Source organism: Azospirillum sp. B506 (assembly GCF_000333595.1).
Taxonomy (GTDB): Bacteria; Pseudomonadota; Alphaproteobacteria; order Azospirillales; family Azospirillaceae; genus Azospirillum.
In genome coordinates, this window is sequence record NZ_BADK01000094.1 from 1 (window position 1) to 18162 (window position 18162).

At 66.0% G+C, this 18162-nt stretch carries 17 protein-coding genes; 8 read left to right on the forward strand and 9 right to left on the reverse strand.

Annotation, left to right across the window (positions count from 1 at the left end; genetic code table 11):
• Together I71_RS03555 and cobA are read left to right on the forward strand one after the other, a co-directional pair.
• On the forward strand, window positions 1-867 hold an 867-nt coding region (locus tag I71_RS03555), incomplete at its 5' end, for a molybdopterin dinucleotide binding domain-containing protein (RefSeq protein ID WP_042690738.1).
• A 154-nt stretch (window positions 868-1021) separates the two neighbouring features.
• Window positions 1022-1882, forward strand: a complete 861-nt coding sequence (gene cobA, locus I71_RS03560; RefSeq protein WP_049975907.1) for a uroporphyrinogen-III C-methyltransferase — start codon at window positions 1022-1024, stop codon at window positions 1880-1882.
• Here cobA and I71_RS03565 read toward each other — a convergent pair.
• Entirely contained in the window at window positions 1799-2566 is a 768-nt protein-coding gene (locus I71_RS03565; RefSeq protein WP_042690740.1) for an NlpC/P60 family protein, read from the reverse strand. The genes cobA and I71_RS03565 overlap by 84 nt on opposite strands.
• Before the next feature lie 227 nt (window positions 2567-2793).
• On the opposite strand from I71_RS03565, the gene I71_RS03570 reads away from it, so the two are divergent.
• On the forward strand, window positions 2794-3873 hold the full coding sequence (locus I71_RS03570) for a saccharopine dehydrogenase family protein (protein ID WP_199902098.1): 1080 nt from the start codon (window positions 2794-2796) through the stop codon (window positions 3871-3873).
• 16 nt (window positions 3874-3889) lie between these two features.
• Here I71_RS03570 and I71_RS03575 read toward each other — a convergent pair whose 3' ends face one another.
• The 3 genes from I71_RS03575 to I71_RS03580 all read right to left on the reverse strand — a co-directional run bounded on the left by I71_RS03575 (window position 3890) and on the right by I71_RS03580 (window position 6455).
• On the reverse strand, window positions 3890-4966 hold the full coding sequence (locus I71_RS03575) for a TrkA family potassium uptake protein (RefSeq protein WP_042690745.1): 1077 nt from the start codon (window positions 4964-4966) through the stop codon (window positions 3890-3892).
• An 83-nt stretch (window positions 4967-5049) separates the two neighbouring features.
• The gene (locus I71_RS40455; protein ID WP_049975905.1) at window positions 5050-5502 is read right to left on the reverse strand and encodes an alginate export family protein; all 453 of its coding nucleotides are present in this window, start codon (window positions 5500-5502) and stop codon (window positions 5050-5052) included.
• Complete coding sequence (locus I71_RS03580) at window positions 5481-6455, reverse strand: alginate export family protein (RefSeq protein WP_049975906.1); 975 nt, start codon at window positions 6453-6455, stop codon at window positions 5481-5483. Before I71_RS03580 ends, I71_RS40455 begins: the two co-directional genes overlap by 22 nt.
• 321 nt (window positions 6456-6776) lie before the next feature.
• Here I71_RS03580 and I71_RS37100 point away from each other — a divergent pair, with 321 nt between their 5' ends.
• Window positions 6777-7967: a hypothetical protein gene (locus I71_RS37100; protein ID WP_148294136.1), complete on the forward strand. Its 1191-nt coding sequence runs from the start codon at window positions 6777-6779 to the stop codon at window positions 7965-7967.
• Window positions 7968-8782: 815 nt separating this feature from the next.
• Here I71_RS37100 and I71_RS03585 read toward each other — a convergent pair.
• Window positions 8783-9649, reverse strand: a complete 867-nt coding sequence (locus I71_RS03585) for a 3-hydroxybutyryl-CoA dehydrogenase (protein WP_199902099.1) — start codon at window positions 9647-9649, stop codon at window positions 8783-8785.
• A gap of 175 nt (window positions 9650-9824) precedes the next feature.
• Window positions 9825-10739: a LysR family transcriptional regulator gene (locus I71_RS03590; RefSeq protein WP_042690748.1), complete on the reverse strand. Its 915-nt coding sequence runs from the start codon at window positions 10737-10739 to the stop codon at window positions 9825-9827.
• Window positions 10740-10927: 188 nt separating this feature from the next.
• On the opposite strand from I71_RS03590, the gene I71_RS03595 reads away from it, so the two are divergent.
• On the forward strand, window positions 10928-11389 hold the full coding sequence (locus I71_RS03595) for a (2Fe-2S)-binding protein (RefSeq protein ID WP_042690751.1): 462 nt from the start codon (window positions 10928-10930) through the stop codon (window positions 11387-11389).
• A 3-nt stretch (window positions 11390-11392) separates the two neighbouring features.
• The gene (locus I71_RS03600; RefSeq protein WP_042690753.1) at window positions 11393-13645 is read left to right on the forward strand and encodes a xanthine dehydrogenase family protein molybdopterin-binding subunit; all 2253 of its coding nucleotides are present in this window, start codon (window positions 11393-11395) and stop codon (window positions 13643-13645) included.
• A 10-nt stretch (window positions 13646-13655) separates the two neighbouring features.
• On the opposite strand, the gene I71_RS03605 is transcribed toward I71_RS03600, so the two are convergent.
• From I71_RS03605 to I71_RS03615, 3 genes are all read right to left on the reverse strand, one after another.
• Window positions 13656-14087, reverse strand: coding sequence for a hypothetical protein (locus I71_RS03605; RefSeq protein ID WP_042690756.1), 432 nt, complete (start codon window positions 14085-14087; stop codon window positions 13656-13658).
• A 95-nt stretch (window positions 14088-14182) separates the two neighbouring features.
• Window positions 14183-14752: a mismatch-specific DNA-glycosylase gene (locus I71_RS03610; protein WP_042690758.1), complete on the reverse strand. Its 570-nt coding sequence runs from the start codon at window positions 14750-14752 to the stop codon at window positions 14183-14185.
• Between the two features lie 53 nt (window positions 14753-14805).
• The gene (locus I71_RS03615) at window positions 14806-16506 is read right to left on the reverse strand and encodes an FAD-dependent oxidoreductase (RefSeq protein WP_042690761.1); all 1701 of its coding nucleotides are present in this window, start codon (window positions 16504-16506) and stop codon (window positions 14806-14808) included.
• A 309-nt stretch (window positions 16507-16815) separates the two neighbouring features.
• On the opposite strand from I71_RS03615, the gene I71_RS03620 reads away from it, so the two are divergent.
• Together I71_RS03620 and I71_RS03625 are read left to right on the forward strand one after the other, a co-directional pair.
• Window positions 16816-17799, forward strand: coding sequence for a DUF4142 domain-containing protein (locus I71_RS03620; RefSeq protein ID WP_083896947.1), 984 nt, complete (start codon window positions 16816-16818; stop codon window positions 17797-17799).
• A gap of 100 nt (window positions 17800-17899) precedes the next feature.
• Entirely contained in the window at window positions 17900-18118 is a 219-nt protein-coding gene (locus I71_RS03625) for a hypothetical protein (RefSeq protein WP_042690766.1), read from the forward strand.
• The last annotated feature ends 44 nt before the right edge of the window (window positions 18119-18162 follow it).

Genomic DNA, 18162 nt, shown 5'->3' on the forward strand with positions numbered 1-18162 from the left:
CGCACCGGACTGTCGGCGCGGCTGTCGGCCCATGTGCCGGAGCCGCAGCTGGACATCCATCCGGCGGGTGCGGCGGCGTGGGGACTGGTCGATGGTGGGCTGGCCCGCATCGCCACGGTCGTCGGGGAAGCGCTGGCCCGCGTCCGCGTCACCGATGCCCAAGGCGAAGGCAGCATCTTCCTGCCGATGCACTGGACCGACCGCTTCACCGGCGGTTGCGTCATCGGCCGGCTGATCGACGACGAGGCGGTGGACCCGGTCTCCGGCCAGCCGGATCTGAAGCGGATGCCGGCAACCGTGCAGCCCTGGCGGCCGGACTGGACGGCCTTCCTGCTGGTCCGCCGGCCGGTGGAGCCGGCTCATGGCGGTTACTGGGCACGCCGCGCGGTGGCTGGCGGTCATCTGGTCGAGATGGCGGGAATGGGAGCGATCCCGGAGGTCGCGTCGTGGCTGCCCGGCCTCGATCCGGCCGAGGCGGCGGTGGAGTTCCGCGACGAGGCGCGCGGCGGCCTGCGCATGGCCTGGATGGCGGGCGACCGGCTGGAGGCGTGCCTGTTCGTCGCCGCCGACGGGCGTCTGCCGCCGCGCGGCTGGCTCACCGGGTTGCTGGAAGCGGACGGGCTGGACGATGGCGCGCGGGCCGGGCTGCTCGTCGGGCGGGCGCCGGGTGCGGCGGCGGATGAGGGACGGATCGTCTGCGCCTGCTTCAGCGTCGGCATCAACCGGCTGGTCGGCGCCATCCGCGACCGCCGGCTGACCAGCGTCGCCGAGATCGGTGCGGCATTGAAGGCCGGCACGAATTGTGGTTCCTGCGTACCCGAACTCAAGGAGGTGCTTCGTCATGCCCACCAGCGCGAAGTGGCTTGATGGTCAGACTCTCCCCCTCCCCCCCGCTCACGCGCAAACTTCGTTTGCGTTGACGCGACAGGCGGACCTTTGGTCCGCCGAAAGCGGGGAGAGGGACGGGGGCAGGGGGATGCATGGCGGAGCTTTTTGGGATTGGCTGCGTGCTCCATTCTCGGTGTTGGCTCGTCTTTGGGAGAGGTTTTCCCCCTCACCCCGACCCTCTCCCCGGGGGGGAGAGGGGGATAGTGGCGGGGAGGGCACCGTTACTCTCGTCGGTGCCGGTCCCGGCGACCCCGACCTGCTCACCGTCGCCGCCGTCAAGGCGCTGGCTGCGGCCGAGGTCGTGCTCTATGACGCGCTGGTCGGCGACGGCATCCTCGACCTTGCCCATCCAAAAGCCGAGCGAATCTGCGTCGGCAAGCGCTCGGGCCGGCATTCGCTGCCACAGGGGGAGATCAACGCGCTGATCGCCTTCCAGGCCCGGCGCGGCAAGCGGGTGGTGCGGCTGAAGGGCGGCGACCCCATGGTGTTCGGCCGTGCGGGTGAGGAGATCGAGCATCTCGACAGCCTCGGCATTCCGGTGCGCGTCATTCCCGGCATCACCGCCGCGCTCGGTTGTGCCGCTTCGATCGGGCTGTCGCTGACCAAGCGCGGGGTGTCGCGCGCCGTCACCTTCGTCACCGCCCATGGCCGCGACGGCGAACGGTTCGAGCCGGACTGGGCGCGGCTGGCCGATCCGCAGGGGACGCTGGCGATCTATATGGGGCGCGAACAAGCTCGCGCGGTCGGCCAGGGGCTGACCGGAGCCGGGCTGCCGGCCGCGACGCCGGTGCTGGCGGTGGAGAATGGTTGCCGGCCCGACGAGCGCCGCTATTGGACGACGCTCGGCGAGATGGCGGAGCAGGGCGTGGCCGCCGGCAAGGGGCCGACCCTGCTGCTGGTGGGGGAGGCGCTACGCCCTCGTCAAAGCGGGGCGGCGGACTCCATTGATCTCCGCGCGTTTGGCGACCTCGTCCAGGGGTTCGATCACGACTGACATGGTGAAGACGGTGGCGTGCAGCAGGTTCGTCCCGTCCACCATCAGCCCGACATGGCCGGGGAAGAAAACGATGTCGCCGCGCTCATAGGCGACATCCTTGCCGTCCTCGGACAGCCATTCTCCCAGCCGCTCGTCCTTGCGCTGCATGCCGCTGCTGTGGTGGGAAACCACGCCGGCCGCCGCCATGGCGGTCAGCACCAGCCCGGAACAGTCGATGCCGAAGCTGCTGCGCCCGCCCCAGACATAGGGCGTTTCCAGGAAGCGCAGGGCGGTGGCGATGGGATCGGGCGCGGGCTGGGCGTCGACCGGCTCCAGCCAACCGGCGAACAGCCAAAGCCCATCGTCGGTGCCGACCCAGCCATTCTCCGCCCGGCCGTCCAGCGTCACCGACGACCCGAAGCTGAGTGTCGCCACCGGCGGCGCCCGGTGCGTCGGGCCAGGGTGCAGATCGGCGCGCAGGGCGCGCACGCGGTGGGTGGGAGCGACCGGCTCCCGGTGCGCGGTGCCCGGCGGCAGCCAACCGACATGGCCGTCGAAGCCATTCTCCGCCCGCAGCCAGCCGTCGCGCTCCTCCAGAATGCGGAAGCGTTCGCCGCGGATCATCTCGCTGGTCTGGGGGATGCCGGTCCGCGGCTCCTCCAGCAGGACGGCGTGCGGGGCGGTCAGTTGGCGGGTGGTCATGGCGGGGTGCCGGATTTGTGAAAGCCGGCTGCGACCTTAGCGCCGGTGCCGAGAGGGCGCGAGGGATAAAGCGCACTCGTCGTTTCAACGGGATTTCCGTCAATTCGCCGGAAAACTCCGGCGTGACCGGCGCATTGCCCGGTTCTGCCCGGCCGCATCCGCCGACACCTTTTGTGTGCGAGCCAAATCGCCAACACGAGACACGGATGAACAGAGGAGCGGGAGACATGGCAAGGATGAAGGTTCTGGTTTTGGGAGCGGGGAAGATCGGGTCGATGATCGGCACGCTGCTGTCCGAGACCGACGATTTCGCCGTCACCATCGGCGACCGCGACGAGGCGCTGCTGTCCCGCGCCGAACGGGCCGGGCTGCGGGTGATGCGCGTCGATGTCGAGGATCGGGATTCCCTGCGCGCCGCCATGGCGGGCCAGCAGGCGGTGTTGAGCGCCTGCCCCTTTACCCTGACCCCTGCCATCGCCACCGCCGCCGTCGCGGCCGGCGCCCATTACCTGGACCTGACCGAGGATGTCGCCGCCACCCGCAAGGTGAAGATGCTGGCGGAGACCGCCGACACCGCGCTGATCCCGCAATGCGGTCTGGCGCCGGGCTTCATCTCCATCGTCGGCCATGACCTTGCCCGTCGCTTCGACGAGCTGCACAACCTGCATCTCCGGGTCGGCGCCCTGCCGCAATACCCGACCAACGCCCTGAAATACAATCTGACCTGGAGCACCGACGGGCTGATCAACGAATATTGCAACCCGTGCGAGGCCATCGTCGACGGCCGCCCGCACGAGGTGATGCCGCTGGAGGGCGACGAGCGCTTCGCGCTGGACGGCGTCGATTACGAGGCGTTCAACACCTCGGGCGGGCTTGGCTCGCTGTGCGAGACGCTGGCCGGCAAGGTGCGGAACCTCGATTACAAGACGGTGCGCTATCCCGGTCACCGCGACATCGTCCGCCTGCTGATCCGCGACCTGCGGCTGGGCGAGCGGCGCCATCTGCTGAAGGACGTGCTGGAGACCGCAGTGCCGCTGACCCTGCAGGACGTGGTGCTGGTTCTGGCGACCGCCACCGGCCTGCAGGACGGCGAGCTGCGGCAGGAGACCTTCGCCACCAAGATCTACAGCAAGCCGATCGCCGGCCGGACCTGGAGCGCCATCCAGGTCACCACCGCCGCGGGCATCTGCGCCGTGCTGGACCTGTTGCGCGACGGGTCCATCCCGCAGGCCGGCTTCATCCGGCAGGAGCAGGTGCCGCTGGACGCCTTTCTGAACAACCGCTTCGGCCGGCATTACAAGGGGTGAGCGTTTGGAGCCAATCCTATCGGGATTGGCTCACTTCACCCGGCGGGCTGATGATCAGCAGCGTGTCCTGCGGCTGGATGATGTAGCGGTTGCGTTCGGTGAAGGGAATGTCGCGGCCGTGGCTGTGGACCTGGACGACCATGCCGGCGCTGACCTCCGCCATGGTCAGGCCGACCTCGTCCGGGTCGGCCCGGCGTTCGTTCAGCACCATCCGGCCGCCGGCCGACATCAGGTCGCACAGGAACGGCGTGGCATGGCTGGTCTCCACCGCATCGGCCATCAGGTAGCCGCCGATCTTGGGCGGCGACACCACCAGATCGGCGCCGCTGAGGTTGGCGAGCTTGATGTTCTCCTCCTGCTTGATGTTCGCCACGATCTTGGTGGCGGCGGACAGGTGGCGCACGGTCAGGATCACCAGGATGGTGGTGTCGTCGCGCCCGGTGCTGACGATCACCGCCTTGGCCTTGCCGACACAGGCCTGGGTCAGCGTCTCCTCGCTGGTGCCGTCGCCGAGCAGCCCGACGAAACCGGATTCGGCGGCGATCTGGATGCGCTCTTCGGACTCGTCGATGACGACGATGCGGTCGGCGGGATGGCCCTTCGAGACGATTTCCTGCGCGGCGATGAAGCCGCTGTGCCCGAAGCCGCACAGCACGATGTGGCCCTGCAGCTGCTTTTGAATGCGGCTCAAGCGGAATTCCTCCACGATCCTCTGCACCACCAGTTCATAGGCGGTGCCGAGGAAGATGAACCAGATGAAGATGCGGATCGGCGTGACGGCGAAGGCGTCGATCAGGCGGGCGGTATGGCTGACCGGCACGATGTCGCCATAGCCGACGGTGGTCACCGTGATCATGGCGAAATAGAGGATGTCGGGAAAGCTGATATGGCCGTCGATCTGGTCCTTCAACCCGTCGCGGTCGAACCAGAACACCGCGATGACCAGCGCGATCAGGGCGGCGACGAGGCCGATTCGCAGCAGCAGGGTCTTTTCCGCCGACAGGCCGGAGCGGACATGGAGCAGCCTTCCCTTTCGCAGGGAAGGCTTGCTCCGGCGCCTGTCCTGAAGTCTCCGCTCCGCCGTTTCCCGCATCCGCCGTCCATCCGTTCGGGCCTGTCAGGTGCCCCGACTGTCTGAACGCGCCAGACCGCAGTCCGGCCGCAAGGCTTGCGCTTTTAAAATTTGAAAACCCCCTCCATTCCGGCGAAATGGATGGTCTTGGCCGGACCGCTGTCCTTCAGGAAGGGACCGGGCCGGAACAGGGAGTAGGAGATCAGCCCTTCGAAGGACCGGCCGGAGCTGTAGGACAGCACCAGTTCGCCCTGGGTGCCGACATAGCGCGCTTTCGACGCCGCACCGGAGCGCAGCAGCCCGCCGGTCAGGTCGTAGACGCCGTCGTCCAGGCTCTCGCGCCAGAAGGCGAGGGCGGAGGCTGACAGGCTGAACTCGTCGGACAGGGCAAGGTCTAGCGACGGGTGCAGGTTCATCAGGTTGAAGGGACCGATGGGCGTCAGTTCCCCGAAGTATTTCGCACGCGGGAACAGCGGGTTGAAGGTCTCCAGCCGGTCGTCGCGCGGGTTGCTGTCGCCGCTGGCGATGTTGGCCTTCAGGCCGAGGCGCGGCTGCAAGGGCAGCCCGGGTGAAGCGATAGCCGCTGTCGGTGGCGAGCGACCATGCCTGGATCGAGCCGCTGCCGAAACGGCCGGAACTGGCCCATCGCCTCCCAGTTCCAATCCCAGCCGGCGGCCTTGCCGAAGCTGCGCAGGCCGATGGTGTGGCGCAGCTCGTTCGCCCGGCCGGCGTCGAAGCTGGCGCGGCGGTTGCGGTAGCCGATGTAATAGGCGTCCAGCCCGGCGCTGCCGCCCCAGCCGAAATCGAGCGGTCGGGTGGCATAGAGCGCCCAGGCGGTGCGCTTGGCGTCGCGGCCGTCGTCGAACAGCTCCGGCGTCGGCTGGATCGGCCGGCCATAGAAGGCGTCGACCCGCCAGGGGCCGGCAGTGACGATGCCCTTCACCGCGTCGAAGGAGCGCGGCACGTTGGCGCCGTAGCGGATGGAGATCAGCCGCTCCGAACCGTAGGCCAGCATCTGGCGACCGACCCGCAGCGTGCCCTGGGCATCGCCCAGCGGGGCATTCAGGTCGGCGAATCCCTGCATCAGGTCGATGCGATCGGAATCCGGCGGCGCCAGCGGGTCCAGCTTGCCCACCGTGTCGGCCATGATCAGCTGGCCGAACAGGCGCAGGCTCTGGCCGACGCGCAGATCGGCATAAGGCAGGGCGCGCCACAGGCCATAGGCGTCATTGCGCGGCTCGTCCTGGCCCCAGCTGCTGTTGCGGACCGCCTCGCCGCGCAGCCGCAGCTCCAGCCCGGTGGAGAGCGAGGCGAAGCCGTCCGGCGTGACCGGGATGGCTTTGAACCGCTCCCAATAAGCGCCGGATCCGGCCTTTTGCGAGAGCAGGTAGCGGTAATCCTCGTCGAAGCGGGTGTTGGTCAGCGGCGGCGGGTTTGTCGATTGGGCCGCATGTGCCGGACCGATCCACAGCAACAGGGCGACCGCTGCCGCGCGAAGGCGGGCCGTCATTGGGCATCTCCGTAAGGGTGCGTGGCTGCACCGATCCTAGGGCGCTGCCCGTTGGCGGGATTGTCCGTTCCGAACCGCTTTTGCCGGTTCTGCACACCGACCCGACGCCTTGTCCTTCACGGTGCAAAACAACCTATGTCATGCAAAAATTTTATACTTATTCCCCCTTAGAAGGCAAAATTGACTCTTTATGCGCATTTTCATTGAGTTTAGTTTCAATTTTTCTCTCTATAAAATATGTGTTTGGATTGATCGTACACCTATCTTGTGTCATCACAATACAACCTGTGCTAGGTGATTCAAAATCATAGGAGAGTGAAAATGACCTCGCCTTTTCAGCCGCTGGCACCAGATGATCAAGCTATGGCGAAGCTCACGCTGTGCACTCAAACAATCATTGCTCTTGAGTTGTTGACGTCCGATAATAGTCAGGTCGATAATCTTACAAATCTTTTCAACAATGCAGCAAGTGAATACACATATGGAGAAAAAATATCTCTTGTTACTCAGTCTACAGCAGATACGGCTCTTGAAAATGTAACATCGATAGTAAATGGAATGAAAGCAGCTTGGCTGGCAGAATCTATTACCGCGGAAGTTGCGACAACGGCGTCGTCAGTCGGGCAGCTATGTGCGGCAATATTTAGCTGGGCGCCAGGTGTAAATTTGTGCATTGATTTGGTCGCTATAGGAGCCTATGCGGTTTCTCAAGGGCTGGAAATAGCAGCCGATACCGAACAGAGCCATGTTGTTGGTTACATCGGCAATTTTAACAACAAAGTTCTTTCACAGCCCGGTTTGGAAGATGTAATGGGCTGGAATAACGCGGTGCAGAGCAATGTATTGCTTTTTAAGAAACTGAATTTGGCTGCAAGCGATCTGGATATTCAAGCGACGCTTATGGCAATTACCCATCGCCTGCTCGAAACGAACCAGGATCTTACTCCTGCCAATTATGGACAAGTGTTATTTCAGATCGGTAGTGCAAAGAAAAATTTCGATGATATCGACACGGCCTGGAATACCGCGATAAATGCAATTATAAAAAACCCTGTCCTGTCCGAGACACAAAGCCAAAAAATTGATTTGGATGCCAAGTTCCCTGAAGCAGCTCAAGCCACTGATATTGTAATGAACATATACACTAGTTTGTTGTGCATTAATGATGCAAGATACATAAGTGCTCTAAAAAAAGCAGGTGTCCGCGATGTGTTTGCTAAGGGCGTAAGCGGAAAATCTGCTGCAGCGGAATCTGAGGGAGATATTGCAACTAAGAATAACCTTAGTGGTCTGGAAACTTGGTCTAATCGATTGAAGGCTTTTGGCGGTCTAATTAACGTGGCTGTCATTGTTACTGGTATTATAGCGTTCATTGATACCCTCAGTGCATCGTCAAAACTGGATCAAGCCATCAATGATGCGCATGATGGCATGAAAGACTTCTTCTCAAGTATTATTTCTGCCTCAGGCGCGGAAAAAAATGTTGAAAATGCGGCGGTGCAAAATAGCTAAATGAAATCACGTTCTGGAAATCTATCTTAGGAACATCGAGAATGTCACAAAAAGTGCGATTATAGATGGTCTGTGTCAGTAGATGTCTTTTTGTGTTCCGATAGGATCGGATGCGGAATGCAGCCCACATGGCGTGGGCTGCATTCCATCATAGATGGTAAATTGCAAGATATTGGATTCTTGCGAAATGCTTCGGCGGCTCTTTCATGGAGTTGGTACAATTATGGACTGCATGCTCACCAACCACCGCCATCGATGCCGCCGAACCGGCCGTCCGCCTTGCGCCATAACGGCGGATTGATCCTGCTCCGGCTGGGTGCTGCCGTATCGGGCATGACCAAGCAGGCGGCGGAGAGCACGAGGCTGCGATGCGAGTGGGAGCGCGCCCGGCAGGGGCGCCACACTTTAAAAATGGCCATCAGCATCTTCTGTTGAAACCTGCTACAACCGTCAACGCGCCCACTCGGCCATCGGATGCATCGCCCTCCGAACAGGTCGAGCTAAGATCTGCGTAAACCTGTGTTCACCGAACCGGGGCAAGATCATGGAGGTGCTGCGCCGACCGCCTGGAAAAAGGCGAGATCGGCGGACAGGTGCGCCGCCGGATGCCGGCCGCGCACACGGCGACGCACCGGGCCGAGACGCTGGAACAGGAACTGGTCACGGTGATGGAACGCGGGCTTGCCCCTTCCCAACTCTCCCTGGCTCTTAGCGGACCTGCGATCCGTCTGTCGCGTGAACACAAAGCGAAGCTTTGTGCGAGAGTTGGGTTGGGGTGAGTTAGGGTGGGGGGTAACTTCCCCCCGGCCCGTCCCTTACTTGCTGTAATCGTAGAAGCCGCGGCCGGTCTTGCGGCCGAGGAAGCCGGCGTCGACCATTTCCTTCAGCAGCGGGGCCGGGCGGTATTTCGGATCGTTGAAGCCTTCATAGAAGACCTCCATCACCGACAGCATGGTGTCCAGGCCGATCAGGTCGGCCAGCGCCAACGGGCCGATCGGGTGGTTGCAGCCGGCCTTCATGCCGGCGTCGATGTCCTCGGCGGTGGCGATGCCTTCCTGCAGTGCGAAGATCGCCTCGTTGATCATCGGGCAGAGGATGCGGTTGACGGCGAAGCCGGGGCTGTTCTTGGCGGTGATCGGCGACTTGCCGACGCGCTTGGCGAAGGCCATCGCCTTGGCGTGGGTGTCGTCGCTGGTCTGGATGCCGCGGATGATCTCCAAGAGCGCCATCAGCGGCACCGGGTTGAAGAAGTGCAGGCCGATGAAGCGGTCCGGGCGGTCGGTGGCGGTCGCCAGCTTGGTGATGGAGATCGACGAGGTGTTGGTCGCGACCAGTGCCTCCGGCTTCAGGGTCGCGCAGAGTTCCTTCAGGATGCGGACCTTCAAATCCTCGTTCTCGGTCGCGGCCTCGATCACCAGATCGCAGGTGGCGAGCTTCGACTTGTCGGTGGTGGCGGCGATGCGCGCCAGGGCCGCCTCACGGTCGGCGGCGGTCATCTTCTCCTTCTTGACCAGACGGTCCAGGCTGCCGGCGACGGTCGACAGGCCGCGTTGCACCGCCTCCTCGGAGATGTCGGTCATCACCACCGTCAGGCCGGCGACGGCGCACACCTGGGCGATGCCGTTGCCCATCTGTCCGGCGCCGATGACGCCGATGGTCTCGATTCCCATGCTCTCGGCCATTGTTTCTTGTCCCTATTGGTTGGCAGGTTACAGTTTGTCGGTGCGTTGGTTCGCACATGCAGCATGTTCTACACGCATTTTTGCCGTGCCGCGATGACTTGTCGTATGGGGCACGAGCGGCTTTCGGCCGGCGCGGCGACCTGCCGCAGCCCCGGCGTCGGCGGATTTCGCCTGTCTAGAGCCTTGCCGCCTCTTCGCTCATGCGCTGCCGCAGCCAGCCATGGGAGGGGGAACCGCTGTTGCGGCGGTGCCAGATCATCGACACTTCGTAGTCGCCGATGTCGAAGGGCAGCGGGCTGGTGGCGAGACCGAGCGCGTCGGCGCACAGTCGGGCCAGGCGGGCGGGCAGCGAGGTCAGCATCGGCGCCCGCGTCAGGATCATCGGGATCGCCAGGAACTGGGTGGTGGAGGCGGCGACCCGCCGGCTCGTGCCGAGTGCCGCCAGCTCGTCGTCGATGAAGCTGGTCAGCCCGCCGCGCAGCGACGGCATCAGGTGCGGATAGCGGGTGTAATCCTCCAGCCCGATTGGCGGGGTGACCGGGACGAGATCCGGATTGAACAGGCAGACATGGGTTTCCCGGTACAGCACCTGCCGGTCGTGCCAGCGCCGCAGCTCCGGCAGATAGCCGATGCCGAGGTCCAGCGTACCGTCGTCCAGCGCGTTCAGCATGGTGTCGGGATCGAGGTTGAGCAGGGAGACCGACACGCGCAGGTCGCCTTCCGCCGCGTCGCGCAGGATGCCGGTCAGCAGCACCGCCTGCATCGAATCGGGAGTGGAGATCGTGAAGTTGCGGTCCTCGCGCTGAGGATCGAAATCCTCCTCCGCCGACAGGGCGCGGGCGGCGCCGACCAGCAGGTCGCGCAACGGCTCGGCGAGACGCTGCGCGCGCGGCGTCGGCTCCATCCGGTTGCCGGTGCGCACGAACAGCGGATCGCCGACCAGGGTCCGCAGCCGGCCCAGCGCGTGGCTGACCGCCGACTGGCTGACGCCCAGCGCCTCGGCCGCGCGGGAGACGTTGCGGGTTTCCAACAGCGCGTCAAACACCTTGATCAGGTTGAGGTCGAGTGCAGGGTTATGAATTGCCTTCATGACGATATGAACCAAAGCCACCTACTTCATTGTGCACTGGACGGTGTATTCTGTCTAGCCAGAGCTGACCCGAGCAGCCGCCAATCAAAAAAATTCCATATCCGTAGCCAACGCCCGCAACCGGGCAGCGGACCTGTCGCCGTCAACAAGGACCGGCGGTTCCGTTCAGGGAGAAAGAGGCAAGAGCCATGGTTCGCATCAACGTCAACGGCGAGGAGCGTCAGGTCGACGTTCCGGAAGACATGCCGCTCCTGTGGGTTCTGCGGGACGAGCTGAACATGACCGGCACCAAGTTCGGCTGCGGCATCGCCCAGTGCGGCGCCTGCACCGTCCATATCGACGGCGCGCCTGCCCGCGCCTGCCAGACCCCGGTCGGCATGCTGACGCCGGACAGCAGGATCACCACCATCGAAGGGGTGAAGGGCAAGGCGGCCCAGGCCGTCCAGGCGGCGTGGCAGAAGCTGGACGTCGTCCAGTGCGGCTATTGCCAGTCGGGCCAGATCATGAGCGCCATAGCGCTGCTGACCGACAACCAGAACCCGACCGACCAGGACATCGACGCGGCGATGGACGGCAATGTCTGCCGCTGCGCCACCTATGTCCGCATCCGCGCGGCGATCAAGGATGCCGCCCAGACGATGAGGGCCTGATCCATGCTGCATCATCTGATCCGTCAGGCCGCCGAACACGGGTTCGGCGAGACATTGTCGCTCGCGCCGCTGCCGGCCCCGTCGCGCCGCGGTTTCCTGAAGGCCATCGGCGCCGGGGCCGGCGTGCTGGTCGTCGGTGCGCATCTGCCGATGCCGGCGCTGGCGGCGGAGGCCGCTCCGAAGATCATCGGACCGGCCGACCCGCGTCCGCATGCCTTCATCATCGTGGCGCCCGACAACACCGTCACCGTTCTGGCCAAGCATCTGGACAAGGGCCAGGGCATCGTCACCGGTATCGCCACCATCGCGGCGGAGGAGCTGGACGCCGACTGGTCGCAGGTGCGCGGCGCCTTCGCCCCGGCCGACCAGAAGCTGTATGCCAACCATTTCTTCGGCATCCAGGGCACCGGCGGCTCCACCGCCGTCGCCAACAGCTGGGACGAGCTGCGCATGGCCGGTGCGGCCGCCCGCGCCATGCTGGTCGCCGCAGCATCCGCGCGCTGGAAGGTTCCGGCCGGCGAGGTGACAGTGTCGAAGGGCGTGGTCCGCCATGCCGCCAGCAACCGCAGCCTGACCTTCGGCGAGCTGGCGGAGGAGGCGGCGAAGCTTCCGGTCCCGCAGCAGGTCAAGCTGAAGGACCCGAAGGACTATGTGCTGATCGGCAATCCGGACCTGCATCGGCTGGACCACATCAGCAAGACCAACGGCACCGCCATCTTCTCGATGGACATCCGCCGCCCCGGTCAGGTGACGGCCGTGCTGGCCCGCAGCCCGCGCTTCGGCGGCACGGTGAAGAGCGTCGACGATGCCGCCGCCCGCAAGGTGCCGGGCGTCATCGACGTGATCAGCCTGCCGGTCGGCGTCGCGGTGATCGCCAGGAACAGCTGGGCCGCCATGAAGGGCCGCGAGGCGCTGACGGTCACCTGGGACGACGCCAAGGCCGAGACCCGCGGCACCGACGCCATGCTGGCCGATTACCGCAAGGCGGCGGAGAAGCCGGGGGCGGTCGCAGCGAACAAGGGCGATGCCGACAAGGCCATCGCCGACGCCAAGGCCAAGGGTGGTCATGTGGTGGACGGCGAGTTCGTCTTCCCCTATCTCGCCCATGCGCCGATGGAGCCGCTGAACGCCGTGGTGGCGCTGAACCCGGAGGGTGGCTGCACCATCTGGGCCGGGTCGCAGTTCCAGACGGTCGAGCAGATGGTTGCCGCCCATATCCTGGGCTGCAAGCCGGAACAGGTGAAGATCGACACGCAATGGGCCGGCGGCAGCTTCGGCCGGCGTGCCACCACCAACGCCGACTACATCGCCGAGGCGGTGATGATCGCCAAGGCCTATCCCACGGCCCCGGTGCATCTGGTCTGGACGCGCGAGGACGACATCAAGGGCGGCCGCTACCGTCCGCTGTTCCTGCACCGGATCACCGCGGCGGTCGACGCCAAGGGCGCCCTGGTCGGCTGGAAGCAGCGCATCGTCGGCCAGAGCTTCATGGCCGGCACGCCGTTCGAGGCGGTGATGGTCAAGAACGGTGTCGACGAGACCATGGTCGAGGGCGCCTCGGACATGGCCTATCCGGTGCCGAACCTGGCGGTGGATGCGCACACCCTCGCCTCGCCGGTCACCACCTTGTGGTGGCGTTCGGTCGGGCACACCCACACCGCCTATGCCAAGGAGGTGATGATCGACCGCCTCGCAAAGGCGGCGGGCAAGGACCCGGTGGCCTTCCGCATGGAGATGCTGAAGGATCATCCACGTCTGGCCGGCGTGCTGAAGCTGGCGACGGAGAAGGCCGGCTGGGGCCAGCCGCTGGCGCCGGGCAAGGGCCGTGGCGTCGCCGTGCATGAAAGCTTCAACACCTATGTCGCCCATGTCGCCGACGTGACGGTCGACGCCAAGGGGCAGATCAAGGTGGACCGGGTCGTCGTCGCCGTCGATTGCGGCGAGGTCGTCAACCCGGACGTCGTCAAGGCGCAGATGGAGGGTGGTGCCGGCTGGGGCATCGGCCACGCGCTGCGCGGCGAGATCACCATGACCGACGGCGTGGTGGATCAGGCCAACTTCGACAGCTATCTGCCGCTGCGCATGTCCGACATGCCGGTGGTGGAGGTCCACATCCTGCGCTCGCACGAGCGGCCGACCGGCGCCGGAGAACCCGGCGTCCCGACGGTGGCGCCGGCGGTGGCGAATGCCGTTTTCTCGGTGACCGGACAGCCGTTGCAGACGCTGCCCTTCAGCCGGGGCGGCATCGTCAGCTGACGTGCGCCGGTCAGGGCGAGGCTTTGTCCGGGGCTGTCACGATCCCAGCCATCCGTGCGGTGGCCGGGATCGCCGCCGGCCTCAAGCCGGGCCAGCCCTGATCGACCAGCAGCCTGACGGCGGGATCCAACCGCAACGGACCGGCGGGGACGGATGTCCCCGCCGGTTCCTTTTCGTGGGGCGGTTCGAGGTGCAGAAGCCGGGAGAGCTGCCGGGCTTGCGTGAACGCCAGGGACGGTCGGGCAAGCCGTGGCCCCCAGGGGTCGGCCGCAGCGGTCGTCGGCGCCAGAATCGTGAGATGGCACGCTGCCCATAGAACCCCGGCCAGCAACAGGACGGCCAGGGCCAGAACCATCCGAAGGCGGTGGCGCAGCAGCAGGGAGACCCCGTCGGTCTCCGGAGCGGGCAGTCGGTCGTGGCGGAAACGGTCGATCGCTGTCATGCGGGGCACAGCATGGCTCAGTCCGGCCCTGGGTTGTTCGGTCATTCCCGGTGAAGCATCAGTGCAGGCGGAGTGCCCCCAAGCGGCGGTCGTTCCTACCGCCGCCGGTCGATCTCCGCCCGCACCTCGCGGAACCAGTGCAGCTTTTCCTCGAAGGGCAGGCGGGCGAGGCCGCTGGGCGAGGGGACGACCACGTCGGCGACTCCATCGAACAGGCTGCGCGCCTGCACCCCCCAGGGGGCGTCGGGCAGGCCGGTCGCCGCCAGATAGACGCCCTTGCCGGTATAGGCCAGCACCCGCGGCTGGACGAAGCCGACGATCCGCGCCAGTCGCGGCACCCCGCCGCGCAGCTCCGCCCGTGACAGCTCGGCGGCGCTGGCGGTGGTGCGGGTGACGAGGTTGGTGGAGCCGAGTCCGATGGCCGGCAGCGTCACATCCTCCTCCGGCCGGTAGAGGCGCGGCGTCAGCCCGGCCTCATGCAGCAGGCGCCAGAACTGGTTGCCGCGCCCGGCATAGTGATGGCCGAGCGCGCCCGAGCGCAGGCCGGGATTGAAGCCGACGAACAGGCAATCCAGCCCCGGCGCCACGATGTCCGGCAGCGGCCCGGCGTGCGGCGGCAATCCCCCCGGCGGGGGAGGGGCCGGAACATCGTCGAACAGGTCCATGCTGAAGATATCCTCTCCTCAAGGGAGAGGAATATAGGACGTGACCGTCCCGCTCAAAGCGAGGCGGCCACCGCGGGAGCGGGCGGGCTGCTGCGTTCGTCCTGCAGCAGGGCAAGGATGCGGTCGGTCATCCGCAGGGCCAGCGCCACGATGGTCATGGTCGGATGGTCCGCCCCCATGGTCGGGAAGACGGAGCTGCCGGCGATGTAGAGGTTGCCGATCCCATGGACGCGGCCATCCGGATCGACCACGCCCTGGCGTGGCGACACATGCATGCGGGTGGTCCCCATATGGTGCCAGCACCAGCCGACATCGGCCATCGTCGCCTCGGCAGCCTCCTCCGGTTCGGTCGTCACGTCGACGGCGATCAGGCCGCGGCGCAGCAACTCCTCGCGCAGCAGGCGCTGGGTCTCGGTGGCGCCCCAGCGGTCCTGCGGGGTCAGGCGCCAATCCACCTTCGGCAGGTTGCGGCCGAAGGGGTCGGTGGCGTGGTCCAGCGTCACCCGGCTGTCGGAGTTGGGCACCGGCTCCAGCACCGTTTCCAGGGTGAAGCGGCGCGGAAGCCAGCCGGGGTCGATGGTGCTGTCGAACAGCGCATGGACGAGCTGCGGCATGCTGCGCAGGATGCGCGGGCCGGCGTTGCGCAGCAGGCTCGCCGCCTCGTCCTCCGACACGCCGAAGCGGCGGCAGCGGTGGCGCGAGGGCAGGAGCCGCAGGTCGCGCATCGCCTTGAAGGCGTCCAGCGCCCCGGAATGGTAGGAGGCGACCAGATAGGTGCGCGAGTTGGGCAGGCCGCGCCGCTCCTGGAGAACCTCGGTCGGCGACAATGCCAGCGCGATCGACGGGTGCGGCCGGCGCAGCCGCCGGCGGGCAAGGCAGAGGCTGACGTCGTAGAGTGTGCGGTGATGCCCCTGCCGGGTCAGGCGGATCGGCGAGGTCTTGAAGCGGGGATGGTCGGCGAAATAGCGGCCGACGAGGTCGTTGCCGTTGCCCAGCCCCGCCGCCTGCACCTTGTTGGACAGCAGCAGGATGCGGGCGTTCTCGATCCCGCCGCAGCCCAGCACGAACAGCCGGGCGCCGACGGTGAAGCCGGGGCCGTCCAGCGTGCGCACCTGCACCCGCTCAACCGCCGTGGCTGAGTGGTTGGTGTCCAGCCCGGTGACGTTGGCGTTCAGGAAGGCGGTGATGTTGGCGGCGCGCCCGATTTCGGCGCGGTAGGCCTCGCCCATGCGGATCGGCGGGCTGAGCTGGGCGACGCGGTTCTCGAACAGACTGGCGCTGCCGTCCCCGTTTTCCACCGGGATCAGCTCGGCTTTCGGTCCGCCGACCCGCTCCATCCAATAGTCGTTGCCGTACTCGAAAGGCCCGAGGCCGAGCACGCTGTGAGAGCGCTCGTAATAGGGCATCATCGTGTCGCGCGGGATCGGCCAGCCGCTGCCCGGGATCCAGGGGCGCTCGGCGAAATCCGTCCGTTCCAGCGGGCGGGAGAAGCCGCCCCAGCAGTTGGTGCTGCCGCCGAGATAGCGGCTGCGTGCGGTGGTCAGCCGTTCATAGGGCAGGCCGACGTTGCGGCCGGCATACAGCGCCTGCGAAATGCCGTCGACCTCAAGCCCGCCGCCTTCCAGCAGGACGACACTCAGATTGCCGCCCGCCAGTTCGCGCGCGATGGTCAGGCCGGCGGCGCCGCCGCCGATCACGCACAGATCGCAGTCGATGTGCGTGCCGTTCAGGACATGGCGGGCGTCACGAAGCAAGCGGGCCTCCGTACCGGGGTGAGCTGCATACCGGGGTCATAAGCCCCCTTTCTTGCCCCGGACGCGTGGCCTAGGCCGAACACTCATTCGGCTATACCCCCGGCGCGTCCCCATTGGTCGGAACCCTGCAAATGCGCGGCACCCCGCAGGAACCGAACCGCCTGCCTCGGGGCGGGAACGACTGCCGCTCTCCACGGTTGAAAGGGTGGACAACGGTGCCCGATTCACAAGCCTCCGGCCGGGCCGCAGGCCTTGCCGCCGGGCGCCGAAGACCTTGCAAGTCCATTTGCAGATCAAGGAGCCGCCGCCATGAAACGCCACCATCTTCTCGCAACCGCCGCCATGATCCTGTTCGCGGCCCCCGCGCTGTCGCTGGCCCAGACACCGGCACCGGCCAGGACGGTGACCGAGAAGGGCCAGCTGGCGCAGCAGGACATGAATTTCGCCGAAAAGGCGGCGATCAGCGACATGTTTGAAATCCAGGCCGGCAAGCAGGCGCAGGACCGGGCGAAGGAGCAGGGCGTCAAGCAGTTCGGCAGCCATATGGTGTCCGACCACACCAAGACCTCCGACGCCATGAAGACCATGGCCCAGCAGAAGTCGATCACCCTGCCGGCAAGGCTCGATTCGGAACACCAGCAGAAGCTGGACAAGCTGCGCGGCCTGAAGGGCGACCAGTTCGATGCCGCCTATCTCCAGGGCCAGATGGACGCCCACCAGACCGCCGTCACCCTGTTCCGCCAGCAGGCGGAGACCGGCAAGGACGCCGACCTGAAGCGCTTCGCTGAACAGACCCTGCCGACGCTGGAGCAGCATCTGCGTCAGGTCCGCGACCTGCGGCCGGCCATGGCCTCTGCCGGGGGTGCCCAGCAGGGCACCAGCTTCGAGAAGATGATGGGCAAGGACGTCTATGGCGAGAACGGCAAGAAGCTGGGCGACGTCGCCGACATCATCCTCGACGCGCAGACCGGACAGGCCACCCAGGTGATCCTGAACCGCGGCGGCGTTCTCGGCATCGGCGCCAAGCAGGTGGCGCTCGACTACAACCTGCTGCGCAGCGACGGCAACCGCGTCGTCGCCCGTCAGGTGACCGACGATCAGGTCAAGCAGATGGCGGAGTTCAAGTACGACGACACCACCGTCTCGATCGGCAAGCGCCACGGCGGCAGCAACAGCGGCAGCAGCGCCGACCAGGGCATGACCGGTCACAACGCTGGCGGCGATGCGGCCCATGGCACGGCCGACAGCCCGGACAGCACCCGGCCGCGCAATCCGCAGCCGAACCAGCAGTGATCCCGGCGGGGATCCGACAGCGATTTCCCTCCCCCCAGCCACCCGCCGCCGGGAGTGGACTCCCGGCGTTCCGGGCCGGCCAACCGACGGAGAACACGCGATGGCGAATGCCAGCAAGAAGCACATGAGCCCGAGCGGACAGGGCAAGGGCACCGGCACCGGGGCCACCACCGACCTGCCGGCCGGCTCCATCGGCGACAACGCGGTGCTGTCGAACCGCGACAAGTCCCGTCATTCCGACGCCCGCGGCCTGGACAGCAAGGCCGTGCAGACCGAACAGATGCAGGACCACGCCCGCCAACACAACCCGGACGAGTGATTCCGTCGGTTGGCCGGGCGGGGCCGTTTTCNGCCCCGTCCTCT

Excerpts from the sequence above, each read along its gene's own strand:
- I71_RS03565 (WP_042690740.1), bottom strand. The coding sequence starts at position 2,566 with ATGACCACCCGCCAACTGACCGCCCCGCACGCCGTCCTGCTGGAGGAG.
- I71_RS03570 (WP_199902098.1), top strand. The coding sequence starts at position 2,794 with ATGGCAAGGATGAAGGTTCTGGTTTTGGGAGCGGGGAAGATCGGGTCG.
- I71_RS03575 (WP_042690745.1), bottom strand. The coding sequence starts at position 4,966 with ATGCGGGAAACGGCGGAGCGGAGACTTCAGGACAGGCGCCGGAGCAAG.
- I71_RS03580 (WP_049975906.1), bottom strand. The coding sequence starts at position 6,455 with ATGACGGCCCGCCTTCGCGCGGCAGCGGTCGCCCTGTTGCTGTGGATC.
- I71_RS37100 (WP_148294136.1), top strand. The coding sequence starts at position 6,777 with ATGACCTCGCCTTTTCAGCCGCTGGCACCAGATGATCAAGCTATGGCG.
- I71_RS03585 (WP_199902099.1), bottom strand. The coding sequence starts at position 9,649 with ATGGCCGAGAGCATGGGAATCGAGACCATCGGCGTCATCGGCGCCGGA.
- I71_RS03590 (WP_042690748.1), bottom strand. The coding sequence starts at position 10,739 with ATGAAGGCAATTCATAACCCTGCACTCGACCTCAACCTGATCAAGGTG.
- I71_RS03595 (WP_042690751.1), top strand. The coding sequence starts at position 10,928 with ATGGTTCGCATCAACGTCAACGGCGAGGAGCGTCAGGTCGACGTTCCG.
- I71_RS03600 (WP_042690753.1), top strand. The coding sequence starts at position 11,393 with ATGCTGCATCATCTGATCCGTCAGGCCGCCGAACACGGGTTCGGCGAG.
- I71_RS03605 (WP_042690756.1), bottom strand. The coding sequence starts at position 14,087 with ATGACAGCGATCGACCGTTTCCGCCACGACCGACTGCCCGCTCCGGAG.
- I71_RS03610 (WP_042690758.1), bottom strand. The coding sequence starts at position 14,752 with ATGGACCTGTTCGACGATGTTCCGGCCCCTCCCCCGCCGGGGGGATTG.
- I71_RS03620 (WP_083896947.1), top strand. The coding sequence starts at position 16,816 with ATGAAACGCCACCATCTTCTCGCAACCGCCGCCATGATCCTGTTCGCG.
- I71_RS03625 (WP_042690766.1), top strand. The coding sequence starts at position 17,900 with ATGGCGAATGCCAGCAAGAAGCACATGAGCCCGAGCGGACAGGGCAAG.